Origin of the sequence: Halomonas sp. FeN2 (assembly GCF_020595105.1) — a bacterium.
GTDB classification, from domain to species: domain Bacteria; phylum Pseudomonadota; class Gammaproteobacteria; order Pseudomonadales; family Halomonadaceae; genus Vreelandella; species Vreelandella neptunia.
In genome coordinates this window covers 798,484-811,124 of sequence record NZ_CP074200.1, presented here as the reverse complement: position 1 = coordinate 811,124, position 12,641 = coordinate 798,484, and the positions used below count along the sequence as shown (strand labels likewise).

The 12,641-nt window shown below is 53.8% G+C and carries 14 protein-coding genes and 3 tRNA genes; 11 read left to right on the top strand and 6 right to left on the bottom strand.

The features are described from left to right. Positions 1 to 60: 60 nt before the first annotated feature. Entirely contained in the window at positions 61 to 375 is a 315-nt protein-coding gene (locus KF947_RS03830) for a high-potential iron-sulfur protein (RefSeq protein WP_133730180.1), read from the bottom strand. A 320-nt stretch (positions 376 to 695) separates the two neighbouring features. Here KF947_RS03830 and KF947_RS03825 point away from each other — a divergent pair, with 320 nt between their 5' ends. Both KF947_RS03825 and KF947_RS03820 read left to right on the top strand, forming a co-directional pair. After that, positions 696 to 971, top strand: coding sequence for an Lrp/AsnC family transcriptional regulator (locus KF947_RS03825; protein WP_008958975.1), 276 nt, complete (start codon positions 696 to 698; stop codon positions 969 to 971). A gap of 95 nt (positions 972 to 1,066) precedes the next feature. Beyond that, positions 1,067 to 1,927, top strand: a complete 861-nt coding sequence (locus KF947_RS03820; protein ID WP_133730236.1) for a DNA/RNA non-specific endonuclease — start codon at positions 1,067 to 1,069, stop codon at positions 1,925 to 1,927. A gap of 83 nt (positions 1,928 to 2,010) precedes the next feature. Here KF947_RS03820 and KF947_RS03815 read toward each other — a convergent pair. From KF947_RS03815 to KF947_RS03805, 3 genes are all read right to left on the bottom strand, one after another. Beyond that, positions 2,011 to 2,097 (bottom strand) — tRNA-Leu (locus tag KF947_RS03815). A 45-nt stretch (positions 2,098 to 2,142) separates the two neighbouring features. Then, positions 2,143 to 2,229 (bottom strand) — tRNA-Leu (locus tag KF947_RS03810). A 59-nt stretch (positions 2,230 to 2,288) separates the two neighbouring features. After that, a tRNA-Leu gene (locus KF947_RS03805) sits at positions 2,289 to 2,375 on the bottom strand. 249 nt (positions 2,376 to 2,624) lie between these two features. On the opposite strand from KF947_RS03805, the gene rnr reads away from it, so the two are divergent. From rnr to KF947_RS03760, 9 genes are all read left to right on the top strand, one after another. After that, the gene (gene rnr / locus KF947_RS03800) at positions 2,625 to 5,051 is read left to right on the top strand and encodes a ribonuclease R (RefSeq protein WP_133730181.1); all 2,427 of its coding nucleotides are present in this window, start codon (positions 2,625 to 2,627) and stop codon (positions 5,049 to 5,051) included. A 2-nt stretch (positions 5,052 to 5,053) separates the two neighbouring features. Further along, complete coding sequence (gene rlmB / locus KF947_RS03795; RefSeq protein WP_133730182.1) at positions 5,054 to 5,839, top strand: 23S rRNA (guanosine(2251)-2'-O)-methyltransferase RlmB; 786 nt, start codon at positions 5,054 to 5,056, stop codon at positions 5,837 to 5,839. A 219-nt stretch (positions 5,840 to 6,058) separates the two neighbouring features. After that, the gene (gene rpsF / locus KF947_RS03790) at positions 6,059 to 6,436 is read left to right on the top strand and encodes a 30S ribosomal protein S6 (protein ID WP_133730183.1); all 378 of its coding nucleotides are present in this window, start codon (positions 6,059 to 6,061) and stop codon (positions 6,434 to 6,436) included. Between the two features lie 33 nt (positions 6,437 to 6,469). Next, entirely contained in the window at positions 6,470 to 6,697 is a 228-nt protein-coding gene (gene rpsR / locus KF947_RS03785) for a 30S ribosomal protein S18 (RefSeq protein WP_008958980.1), read from the top strand. A gap of 12 nt (positions 6,698 to 6,709) precedes the next feature. Then, positions 6,710 to 7,561 (top strand): hypothetical protein, encoded by an 852-nt coding sequence (locus tag KF947_RS03780; RefSeq protein ID WP_133730237.1) that lies wholly within the window; start codon positions 6,710 to 6,712, stop codon positions 7,559 to 7,561. Positions 7,562 to 7,576: 15 nt separating this feature from the next. Continuing rightward, complete coding sequence (gene rplI, locus KF947_RS03775) at positions 7,577 to 8,023, top strand: 50S ribosomal protein L9 (protein WP_133730184.1); 447 nt, start codon at positions 7,577 to 7,579, stop codon at positions 8,021 to 8,023. A 256-nt stretch (positions 8,024 to 8,279) separates the two neighbouring features. Next, positions 8,280 to 9,668 (top strand): replicative DNA helicase, encoded by a 1,389-nt coding sequence (gene dnaB / locus KF947_RS03770; protein WP_009287667.1) that lies wholly within the window; start codon positions 8,280 to 8,282, stop codon positions 9,666 to 9,668. A gap of 107 nt (positions 9,669 to 9,775) precedes the next feature. Further along, positions 9,776 to 10,069, top strand: coding sequence for a hypothetical protein (locus KF947_RS03765; protein ID WP_022522725.1), 294 nt, complete (start codon positions 9,776 to 9,778; stop codon positions 10,067 to 10,069). A 197-nt stretch (positions 10,070 to 10,266) separates the two neighbouring features. Beyond that, positions 10,267 to 10,569, top strand: coding sequence for a DUF6482 family protein (locus KF947_RS03760; RefSeq protein ID WP_022522726.1), 303 nt, complete (start codon positions 10,267 to 10,269; stop codon positions 10,567 to 10,569). Between the two features lie 15 nt (positions 10,570 to 10,584). Here the strand turns inward: KF947_RS03760 and KF947_RS03755 are convergent, their stop codons facing one another. Together KF947_RS03755 and KF947_RS03750 are read right to left on the bottom strand one after the other, a co-directional pair. Beyond that, complete coding sequence (locus KF947_RS03755; protein ID WP_227405482.1) at positions 10,585 to 10,983, bottom strand: thiol-disulfide oxidoreductase DCC family protein; 399 nt, start codon at positions 10,981 to 10,983, stop codon at positions 10,585 to 10,587. Beyond that, positions 10,980 to 12,569, bottom strand: a complete 1,590-nt coding sequence (locus tag KF947_RS03750; RefSeq protein WP_227405481.1) for a cryptochrome/photolyase family protein — start codon at positions 12,567 to 12,569, stop codon at positions 10,980 to 10,982. The genes KF947_RS03755 and KF947_RS03750 overlap by 4 nt, the downstream gene beginning before the upstream one ends. Between the last annotated feature and the right edge of the window lie 72 nt (positions 12,570 to 12,641).

The following is a 12,641-nucleotide window of genomic DNA, read 5'->3' as shown; positions in this document are numbered from 1 at the left end:
AAAACTACCCCGCTCAAATGGCGGGGTAGGGGTGGTTATACACTATCAGGTTTTAAATGCTTAAGCCTGAGCAGTCCAGGATTGGCACCAGCCAGAGGGTGCTACGCTATTCTCTGGAAATAGCTGGCAACCCTCAGTATCTGCATTAAAGAACATGCAGTTATCGCAGCGTTCGCCCTCTTCATAAGCGGGGTGATCGCTGGCTTCACTGGCATCTTCTACATAGTTAAGCGCTTGGGCGTTGCTTGCGGAAGGATCAAGGCGCGGCAGCTCTTGGGCGAAAGCAGTTTTAGAAAGAATGCCAGCTCCCAGTGGAAGGGCTGCAAGGCCCAACATGCTGTTGCGCATAAAGTCACGACGGCTCTTATTAGCCATGATTTCTCCTTATCGTCACGGTCTGACGTTTGGTCACGTTATCGGGTGGTTATCCACCTCTTTGTGCTCCGCATCATCTTATTAGCCGGAGCTCTCAGCTGCATCTGTTAATCAGCTATATTTTCCAACCAGCTATATTTTTTCATTCCTATACTTCAACTACATGCTAGCGGATGTATAAGGGTTGTGCGAATAGTGCAGCTTGAATAGCGACAATTGGTCACGCTGTGGCCGGGTGCTGCGCTCGCTTCCTCGTCGCTGCTATACTCTGCCCAGCTTTGATACTACTTTTATGACCATTTTCTCTTAAGGGGCGCGCCATGCAAAACGCAGTCATTTTAATCAATACCGATAAAGGCCAGGTTAAGGCAGTGGCCGAGCGCTTGGCCGATGTAGAGGGCATTAGCGAGGTGTACTCCACCTGTGGCCGCTACGACTTGGTGGCAATTGCCCGCACCCGTGATTTTGAAAGCTTGGCCGAATTGGTGACTGAGCGCTTGAACGCCGTGGAAGGTATTAGCGATACAGAAACCCTGAATGCCATGCAGGTTCACTCCCGCCACGATCTAGAAACGATGTTTTCATTAGGCTGGTGATCGGAACAGGTTTGCCGCCATTATTGTAGTTATAGTCGTTTAAGCGTGACATAAAATGATAAGCGCTCGTAAGCGCTAGCCAGGGAGTAAGAGTGTTGGGAATATCGCTTTCGAGCTGGCGTCGTCAAGGTCGACGCCTAGGCATCGCCGTGCTGTTTGTTGTGGTAGGCACAGGGCTGTGGGAGTTTCAGGAGCGCCAGCATAAAGATGCCTACACCTGGATGGGGGTGCCTACTTGGGAGGAGTTTCGCCCCACTACGATGCACAGAGTGCTGCGCAATGACGGCTACTTGGTGGGATGGTCTGATGTACGGGTCAATCCGCTGTGGGTAAGCTATCAGGTTGAAGCAGTGGAAGACTCGAGTATTGGCCCGCGGCCAAATTTTCAAGCCGATTGGCGCACGCTATGGCCAGTTGGCACAGACAGCTATGCCGGTAGCGGCTACGACCGGGGGCATTTAGCACCAAACTACGCCATTGCAGCGGTGCATGGGCGCAGCGCTCAGGTCGATACCTTCCTAATGAGCAATATGACTCCGCAACGGCCCAATCTGAACCGACAGCTCTGGCAGCGGTTAGAAGAAGCGGTGATGGATCACTTTGCGCCACGCTTTGACCGGTTGCAGGTGATTACCGGCCCCATTTACCCAGAACACTTTATGGATAACGTGTTCAACCGGGTGGGACTGGTCGAAGTGCCTTCGGCTTTTTACAAGATCATAGTGGCGCCGCACAACGAGGCACCATTAGCGTTAGCGTTCATCATGCCACAAGACGTTCGGGGCAATGAGCCGCTGGATGACTATTTGGTGACCATCGATGAGATTGAGGCACGCACAGGGCTTAACTTCTTCCCAGACTTAGCAACGGAAGTAGAGTCTGTATTGGAAGGAGAGTTGCGTATACAGGGGTGGGCACTTGAAGAAGTGGCACGACGTCCGGGCAGGTTCCAATAATCCGGGAAATGCTTCGAAAAAAAGGGGGGACGAACAAGCATTTAATAGGGAGAGTAATGATGCGGACTGGCCCATGTAAGTCATGGTGCCCAGGAGAGGACTTGAACCTCCACGTCCATACGGACACTAGCACCTGAAGCTAGCGCGTCTACCAATTCCGCCACCTGGGCGCATCATCTAACGCTTGGATTAACTACTTACCGTTTGTGTTCGTATGGTGCCCAGGAGAGGACTTGAACCTCCACGTCCATACAGACACTAGCACCTGAAGCTAGCGCGTCTACCAATTCCGCCACCTGGGCGAACACAAACCTTGCCTAACACCTTACTGCTTATACCAATAGATAGCATAAAAGCAGTTTGGTGCCCAGAAGAGGACTTGAACCTCCACGTCCATACGGACACTAGCACCTGAAGCTAGCGCGTCTACCAATTCCGCCATCTGGGCAAGTGGCGCGTATAATACCGGGGTCATGGTTAAATGCAAGACCCCTTATGCGCTTTTTATAACGCAAATCGTATAAACTACGTCTAAGACGGTTGGGTGATTGAACGTGCAGCGCTATACTGCGCCTATGACTAAACAAAACCCTATTCATTTCAACCTATCAAGCGTTGAAATATCCAGCCCGCAACGCAACGCGTTTGCGCCTTTTTTATGCCTCTCGCAAATGACGCCATCAAGGATGTTGATCGCATGAAGTATTGGACGTTAAGTGATGATCCGCACGCCGAGCGCGAGGCGCATAAATATGGCAACCCGGCGCCAAGCAGGGAGTATTTGCTTGCAGCCTTAGAAAGCTATGGCAAGCCGATCACTCACGAAAATATGAGCCGCATGCTGGGGCTGGAAGACGAAGAACTTATAGAAGCCGTCAGGCGCCGCTTGGCGGCGATGGAGCGCGACGGCCAGGTGCTGCGTGACCGTCGTGGCGCCTATGCGCTGATCGACAAACTCGATCTGATTAAAGGCAAGGTGCTTGGGCACCGTGATGGCTTTGGTTTTCTGCTACGCGATGATGGCAAAAAACCCGACCTGGTATTGCCCCCGCGCCAAATGCGCCGTGTCTTTCACGGAGACCACGTGCTGGCGCGCATTAGCGGACGCGATCGCCGCGGTCGTGATGAGGCGACCATTGCCGATGTGATTGCACGCAACACGCAAACCATCGTCGGCGTTTACCGGAGTAATACGCCTGAGTTTGGTATTTTGATACCGGAGAATCCGCGTATTACTCAGGAAGTGATTATTCCTCATAGCGCCTGCGGTGGCGCTAAAGATGGCCAGGTGATCTCGGCCAAAATCGTTCAGCAGCCGGCCACCCGTGTACAGCCAGTGGGTGAAGTGATCGAAGTGCTGGGCGAGCGTATGGATCCCGGTATGGAAATTGATATTGCGATTCGCAGTTACGATATTCCTGCAGAGTTTCCGCCTGAAGTGCTTGATCAGATTGCTGGCATTTCAGCGGAGGTGTTGGAAGAGGATAAGCAGCACCGCGTAGACCTGCGCGACGTACCGCTGGTTACTATCGATGACGAGTCTGCCAAGGACTTCGATGATGCGGTGTGTGCCTGGAAAACCAAATCCGGTAGTTGGAAGCTGCTCGTCGCCATTGCAGATGTTTCCCACTATGTCCGCCCAGGCACGCCGTTGGACGATGAAGGCCGCACCCGTGGCAACTCGGTCTACTTCCCTGGTCAAGTGGTTCCCATGCTGCCGGAGCTGCTGTCCAACGGGCTCTGTTCCTTGAATCCCCACGTGGATCGCTTAGTACTGGTGTGCGAAATGAATATTTCGCAAACCGGTGCGATTAGCCGCTACCGCTTCTACGAAGCCGTCATGAATTCCCACGCTCGTCTGACCTATAACAAGGTGGCCGCGATTCTCGACGAGAAGAGCGAAGAGGGTGAGGCGCTAAGGGCAGAGCATAGCGAGCTAGTTAAGCCGCTGAAAAATCTGGAAGAGCTTTACTACTTGTTGCGCGAAGCGCGTGCCGAGCGTGGGGCGATCGATTTTGATACCACTGAAACGGCCATCATCTTTAACGATGAGCGAAAAATCGAAAAAATCGTTCCGCGTAGCCGTAACAATGCTCACAAGCTAATTGAAGAGTGCATGCTGGCGGCCAACGTGGCGACTGCGCGCTTCCTGGATAAGCATGATTTGCCGGCGCTTTACCGTATCCACGAGCGACCGACCCCGGAACGGCTTGATAAGCTGCGCCTGTTCTTGAACGAGTTAGGCCTTGCTGTCGGCGGCGGTGATATGCCCACTCCGCAGGACTATCAAGCACTGCGTGAAACGATTGCCGACCGCCCTGACTTCGATATCATTCAGACGGTCATGCTGCGCTCGATGAATCAGGCGGTCTACTCACCGCAAAATGAAGGCCATTTTGGCTTGGCCTACCAAGCCTACGCCCACTTTACCTCGCCGATTCGACGCTATCCCGACCTGCTGGTGCACCGCGCTATTCGTTCGGTGATCCGAGGTCCGCGCCAAACCAACACGGTGCTGCGCGTAGAAGGCGCGCCGGTTGAGCCGCCCAGCAAGTGGTGTCCGTATACCTTTGAGCAGATGCTTGAGCTGGGTGAGCACTGCTCGATGACTGAACGCCGTGCCGACGAAGCCACTCGTGATGTAGAGAGCTGGCTGAAGTGCGAGTTTATGTCCGACAAGCTCGGCGAGACGTTCGAAGGTACCATCGCCTCCGTCACTCAGTTTGGTCTGTTTGTGCGTCTTGATGAGTTCTACGTGGAAGGCTTGGTTCACGTAACGTCGCTGCCTTCGGACTATTACCACTACGAAGCTGAGAAGCACCGCTTGAAAGGTGAGCGTACCGGCACGACCTACCGCTTGGGCGATGGTCTTACCGTCCAAGTGGCGCGTGTCGATATGGACGATCGTAAGATTGACTTTGGGCTGGGTGATGAAAAGCCGCGCCCACGCCGCCAGCCGCGTAAGAGCCGCGGTGGGGAAGAGGGTGCTAAAGGCGCTGGTGTTAAAGGTGAGAGTGGCAAAGCCGCTGGGGATAAGAAGTCCAATGGCGAGAAGCCCGCTACACGTCGCGGCCCACGCCGTACGCGCAACGGCCCACGCAAACCATCACCGAATAAGGGCTGAGTATGAAGTCGGCGTCTTCACGGCGGGGGCCCAAGACCCCTGATGGTTTGGATCAGGTATATGGCGTTCATGCCCTGCAAAGCCTGCTAGACAGGGGCGAGGCGCCCCGAGAGCTTTGGGTGCAGCAGGGGGCAGGGAGCCGTTTAAAGGAGCTTATCGCCCAGGCCCAGGCGCATGGCGCTCGAGTAAAAGAGCAGCCGCGAGATTTGCTTGATCAGCTAACCCAGGGGGCGGCTCATCAGGGAGTGGTGGCGTTTTGTCCGCCGTTAACGCCTGAAGGTGAAGAGTCGCTCTGGCTTAAGTTGCGCGCCTGGCCCTCGAATACACCACCGCTGTTGCTGATTTTGGATGGCGTGACGGATGTGCATAACTTTGGTGCCTGCCTGCGTAGCGCGGATGCCGCCGGTGCCCACGGCGTGATTGTGGCGAAAGATAAAGCCGCACCGCTCAATGCAACGGTGCGTAAAGTCGCTTGTGGCGCCGCCGAAGTGGTGCCGGTTTATCAAGTGACTAACCTGGCGCGCACCCTGGCCAAGCTAAAAGATGCCGGTGTCTGGATAACCGGTACGGCTGGCGAGGCAGAGGCCAGCGTCTTTGACATCGACATGACCGGCCCCACCGCGCTGGTGATGGGGGCGGAAGGCAAGGGTATGCGGCGTTTAACTCGCGAAGCCTGCGATAATCTTGCCAAGCTTCCCATGGCGGGGGAGGTCTCTAGCCTTAATGTCTCGGTGGCCACTGGTATTTGCCTGTTCGAGGCTGTTCGTCAGCGCCAGCTTGCAAGTTAACCGCCGTGCTACTAAGATACACGCGCCCGTTTGTCTGCAAGCGGGTGTTAGCTGTCGTTGAAGTATTAGCTTTTGCTAAAATGAAAAGTTCTGTTTGATGCCCCTGTGGCCGCCTAGCGCGGTGTCGGAGCACTTCAGTTAACTCCTTGCTTCCCTGTCGTCGTTTATTGCGTTAAGCAATGGCACACAAAGGAAGCTGTCAAACCGCAAGGAGATCCCATGCGTCATTACGAAATCGTGTTTATGGTCCACCCGGATCAAAGCGAGCAGGTGCCGGCAATGGTCGAGCGCTACACCAGCATCGTTACCGAAAACAGCGGCACTGTGCATCGTCTAGAAGATTGGGGCCGTCGTCACTTGGCTTACCCGATCAACAAGATCCACAAAGCCCACTACGTGCTGATGAACGTTGAATGTACCGGCGAGACCCTCGACGAGATCGAGAATATCTTCCGTTACAACGACGCCATTATCCGCAGCCTGGTTGTTCGCTGCAAAGAAGCTGTTACCGAAGCTTCCCCGATGATGAAACCGGCAGAAGAAAAACGTCCGCGTCGCGAAGAAAAACCGCGCGCTGAAGAAGAAGAAACTGCCTGATTTTATTCACTGCACGTTTTAAGGAGCTAGTCCATGGCACGTTTTTTCCGTCGCCGTAAGTTTTGCCGCTTCACCGCTGAAGGCATCAAGCAGATCGATTACAAAGATCTGGACACGCTGAAGGCTTACATCACCGAAACCGGCAAGATCGTTCCAAGCCGTATTACCGGCACCAAAGCACGCTATCAGCGTCAGTTGGCGACCGCTATCAAGCGCTCGCGTTATCTGGCACTGCTGCCCTACTCCGATAGCCACCAGTAAGCGTTTAACGTGATGCTGGCACTAGCCCGATGGCTAATGCGGGGCACGCCTTACGCTGCAGGCGGGGCGGCCTTAGCAACGCTAGTGCCTTGGCTGTTCTGGTTAGGTGCAGCCATCGCCGCATTGATGACGTTGCGCAGAGGTTTTGCCCCTGCGCTACCGGTCATCATCGCTGCAGCACTACCGGCCGGTTGGTGGTGGGCTCAGGGTGATGTGATTCCGCTTGCTAGCTTACTGCTGGTTACGCTGATGGCCGTTATCCTGCGCGAGAGGATGCGTTGGGGGGAAACCTTGATTGTGGGGACATTGGTCGCCGCTGTCATGGTTCAACTCGGCATCTTCAGTCCGCCAGGTGGTACTGAGCTAATGCTTGAGCAGTTGCGAGAAGGTTCAGAAGAAGTGGATCGCATGCTCACGGAATTTGCCAATCAAGGCTACGACACTCAAACCATCGCTGCACTGGTGGTGGGGGGCGTAACCGGGCTTGTAGTGCTGTTGGCAGCCATAGTGTGCTTGGCACTTGCGCGGAGTTGGCAGGCTGGGTTGTACAACCCAGGTGGCTTTCGCGAAGAGTTTCACGCACTGCGCTTGACCCCTAAAGAGCTGGCCGTGCTGGTCGTCATTGGGGTGATAGGTATGCTGCTAGGCGCTCATGCGCTGGCGATGCTTGGTTGGATTCCGCTGTTGGTAGCTGGCGTTGCGTTAGTGCACGGGTTTATTGGAATAAAGGGGATGAACGGGCTGTGGCTGGTAGCATTTTATGTGCTACTGATCACGACCTGGCCCACGATTCTCATTGTGCTGCTGTTGGGGCTGATTGATACATTCGCGAACGTTCGCGCACGCCTTGCCCGCAGCAACTGACAAGAGGTTTACGAGATGGAAGTCATTCTGCTCGACAACATTGGTAAGCTGGGCGGCCTGGGTGACAAGGTCACCGTGAAGCCTGGTTATGGTCGTAACTACTTGGTGCCTTACGGCTTAGCCGTACCGGCCACCAAAGACAACATCGAAGCGTTTGAAGCACAGCGTGCTGAGCTAGAAGCGCAAGCCGCTGAGCGTAAGGCAGAAGCCGAAGCGCGCGCTGAGCAGCTAAACGACATCGAGCTGTCTTTGGTTTCCAAAGCAGGCGATGAAGGCAAGCTGTTTGGTTCTATTGGTCCGCGTGACCTGGCCGACGCGATTTCCTCTGCTGGCATCGATGTCGCCAAAAGCGAAGTCCGTATGCCGAATGGCCCGATTCGCCAAACCGGCGAATACGACATCGCCCTTCACTTGCACGCTGAAGTGGATGCCGTTGTACGCGTAGTGGTAGTTGCAGAGTAATTGAGCGAGTAATTAAGTTAGAGACGACGTAAAGTCGTTACTAACTGCAGCTAATACAGCTGCCTCAAAAGGCGCGGGGTTTCTCCCGCGCCTTTTGTTTTTCTGGTTATTCGCTATTTTGGGCGTTGCCAAAACTATCTAGCGAATCCCCGCTGGGTATTTTAAGACAACGCCTTGATCATGTTGGTAGTCGCGCTGTATGCGACTAAGATAAGCATCTTCACCGGCTACGCAGTAGTGTTTAAAGGAGCTCGCTATGCAGGACCAGCCTTCTGCTGATACAGAAACGGCAGCGTTAAAACTGCCGCCGCATTCATTAGAGGCGGAGCAATCGGTACTAGGCGGGCTCATGCTAGACAACCAGGCCTGGGATAACGTTTCAGAGCGGTTGGTCGCTGATGATTTCTACCGCTATGAGCACCGTTTGGTGTTCAACGTGATGATTCATCTGGCTGAAGCCGGTCAGCCGCTGGATGTGGTGACGCTTTCCGAAGCGCTGGAAGCGCGTGATCACTTGGATACGGTCGGTGGTTTGGCGTTTCTAGCCGAACTTGCCCGTAATACGCCCTCTGCCAGTAATATTCGCGCCTACGCAGATATCGTGCGTGAGCGGGCTACGCTGCGCAAGTTGATCCGGGCGGCTAATCAAATTGCTGATAGTGCGTTTACTCCCCAAGGGCGCCCGGCTGATGAGCTGCTCAACGAAGCCGAGCGGTTAGTGTTTCAGATTGCCGAGGAGCGCCCCAAAACGGGCGGCCCCATTGGCATGAGCGATCTATTGACCAAGGCGGTGGATCGTATCGATGAGCTGTTTAATCTGAAAGGTGAAATGACCGGGCTATCCACCGGTTTTCGTGATCTGGATGAAATGACCACCGGGTTACAGCCATCCGACATGGTGGTCATCGCCGGACGACCCTCGATGGGTAAAACGACCTTTGCTATGAACCTGGTTGAACATGCGGTGATTTCAAGCGACAAGCCAGTCATGGTGTTCTCCATGGAGATGCCCGCAGAGTCGCTCATGCTGAGGATGCTATCGTCCCTGGGCCGAATCGATCAAACCCGTGTGCGTACCGGGCAGTTGGAAGACGAGGATTGGCCGCGTTTAACTTCTGCGGTCAACCTGCTTAAAGACAAACAGCTGTTTATCGACGATACCGCAGCCTTATCGCCTAACGAGATGCGCTCAAGGTTGCGCCGTGTGGTGCGTGAACATGGCAATATTGCGCTGGTCATGATCGATTATCTTCAGTTGATGCAGATCCCTGGTTTTAGCGAAAACCGCACCGGTGAGATTTCCGAGATTTCGCGCTCCTTGAAGGGGTTGGCGAAAGAGTTTAACTGCCCTGTGGTGGCCCTTTCTCAGTTGAACCGCTCCTTGGAGCAGCGCCCCAATAAACGCCCGGTGATGTCGGATCTGAGGGAATCTGGTGCGATCGAGCAGGATGCCGACGTCATTGCCTTCGTTTATCGCGATGAGGTCTATAATCCAGATAATCCCGACAATCAGGGGATTGCTGAGTTAATTATCGGTAAGCAGCGTAATGGCCCTATCGGCACGGTGCATATGGCCTTTATCGGCAAATATACCCGCTTTGAGGATTTGGCCCCGGATAGTTACGGCCAAGCGTTCGGCGACTAAGTAAATGATGACTGGTTTGTGATGACAGGCTAGTGATAAGTAGCTTGAGGATAGGGGGCGAGTTCGTATAATGCCTCACCCACGATATGTAAAAACGGGAGCAGCAAATGGCAGGTGGATTTCGGCGCGGTAACCGGCAGCGTCTTCCTAAGTTAGAAGGTCGCGGTGAGCTAGAGGCGATAGAGCGCGAAGGCCCTTTTAAAGAGTGGCTAGGTATGCCGGATCTTTATCGCTACCATTTAGTGGTCGCAGGCGAGAAGTATAGTTACCAGACTGAAGATGGTGAGCTGCCTGTGACGGTGGGTGATAAGGTCGTGTTCCGTTACAAAGAGACTAAAGGCGGTAACTGGATTGACCGCAATTCGCTTGGTAAAGCCATCGACCCCTCTGAATATCAATAATCAATTGATATCTTGACCTTCCGGTCAGGAACTCTCTTGCACTATTGGCCTCCTAGCTATTAATGTCTAGTTATTGCTTATTGTCATTACATTGCAATGACGGGGCAACAGAAATGTCACAGGGTACAGCCATGCTGTGCCCTAATGACATTCCGTCTGACATAACGTATGAAATAGCCAAATAATAGGAGGGAACCATGGAGCTTAAGGATCTTAAGCAGTTTGTCGCCAATCACGACAATTTTGAAATTCGCGTGATTACCCATTCGGGCAGCCGTTTTTATCAGATTGAGCTGGAAGACGTTGAAGGCGAGCGCCATATGCTGACGCAGCGTACCAAGCCAATGCTGTTTCGCTCGCTGGACGATGCCTATATGGATCTCAAGCGCGCCGGTATTCATCGCGCCTACCTGGTACAGCATGTGCCTCACGATGAAGTGATAGGCCGCGATGCGCACTATAGTGAGCCGCTCACATCGCGTATGCCGCTCGTTTTTTAACGCTGATCACACCCATTAACGTTTAGTCTGACGCTTTTCCCACCACTGCCCAAGCTGAATGCGGCGACGGGCAAAAAACCGGTAACCGGCATTCATTATGCCGTGTACTCCCGGCAAACATGAAAATTTCACCAGCCGCCGATAGCCCAACACTGCATAGAGGGCACGGCTGGCATCCATGCCGATATACCATTTCCCTTGGCTATCACGCAGGTGCAACTGGCCCATCATGGCGTTAAAGTCCTGCCCATACGCCTGAGCGTTAAAATCACGTGCCTGGATATCTACCAGCGCGATGTGTTCCCGATGGCGATGCTTTTCCAGCCATGCGACTTCCTGTTGGCAAAAGGGGCAGTGGCCATCGTGAAATAGCGTAACTGGCGGTGCAGCATGTAGTGGCGTGTAGCGGCTCATGGTGACTCCCTTTTGGTATTAGCCGAATAACCTGCTGTGTGGCAGGGCTGCCCGTAGCCAGGCGATGCTTCCAATTGATCCAAAAAGTGCTCAGCCTGTTGGCGGATAGCCTCGCGCTTCTCATTGGCCATGCGGTTGAGGGAGCCGTAAATCAGCTTCATGCGAGGGTTCTTGCTCAGGTGCTCAACGTTGGTTTCGAGAAAGTGCCAGTAAAGGCTGTTAAAAGGGCAGGCTTTTGCCCCCGTGACCTGCTTGGGTGAGTAACGGCAGTGCTGACAATGGTCGGACATTTTGTCGATATACTTGCCCGACGCACAGTAGGGCTTCGAGCCCATTAAGCCGCCGTCGGCATGGAGCACCATCCCCAGCGTATTAGGCAGCTCTACCCACTCACTGGCATCGGCATAAACCGCCAGGTACCAGTCACATAGCGCCTCAGGTTTAACCCCGCACAGCAATGCGAAATTGCCTGTGACCATCAGTCGTTGAATATGGTGGGCGTAGCTATTGTCGATGGTCATCTGAATAGCACGCTGTAGGCATCGCATATCGGTATCCGCGTCCCAGTAAAACGCTGGCAGTTCGCGCTCAAAACCTAGCTGATTAGCACCCTTGTAGTTGGGCATCTGCGTCCAGTAGAGCCCGCGCACATACTCGCGCCAGCCAAGTATCTGACGGATAAACCCTTCCGCGGCGTTGATCGGCACGTCGCCGTCGTAGTAGCGCTGCTCGGCAGCTTCGCAGACCTCATGGGGTGACAGCAGGCCGATGTTCATCGCAGCTGAGAGGCGCGAGTGATACAAATAAGGTGCAGAGTCACTGATTGCATCTTGATAGTGGCCAAAATCAGCCAGTCCATGGTCTAAAAAATGGTGTAAATCCACCAGTGCTTGTCGACGAGTGACTGGCAGGTTGAAATTATCCAGAGACCCCATGTGGTCGCCAAAATGGCCCTTGGCATCGTTTAGCGCTTCTTGGGTGATCGCATCCTGACGATGTTGAGGTAGCTCAGGGAAATCCAGTTTGGCTTTGATAGGCTGGCGATTGTCGTGATCAAAATTCCATTTGCCGCCCACGGGCTCGTCGCCCTCCATTAAGTAGCCGGTACGTTTGCGCTGTTCTCGGTAAAAGTACTCAAGGCGCAGCTGTTTGCGGCCACTTGCCCACTGGCTAAAGTCATCGGGTGTAGTGAAAAAGCGCTCATCCTCAAGAAGTCGCCACGGAATCGTTGCGTTTTCGCGCTGCTGCATCGTCTCCCATAGCCGCCATTCGCCAGGTCGGGCAACGCGTATCTCATCGCAGCCATATTGTTGGGCGATACGTTCAGCTTCTTCAATAAGGGAGTGGCAGTTATCCGCATCATCCAACGCGCTGTAATGTACTTGAAAGCCCTTTTCGCGCAGTGCTTGAGCAAAGTGACGCATGGCGGCCAAAAAGAGGCCAATTTTATGGATATGATGGGGCACATAGCTCGCCTCTTCGCCAACTTCAAATAGGGCAACCACGGCATTGGCGGGCGCGTCTTGCAGCGTTGTGAGTGAAAACGAGAGCTGGTCCCCGAGCACCAAAAGCAAAGGCTTGGACATAAGTTGGCCTGTAGTTATACAAATAATGCCGATAGTATAACTTTATACCGCCAGTTTGCCGAAAAGTGATAA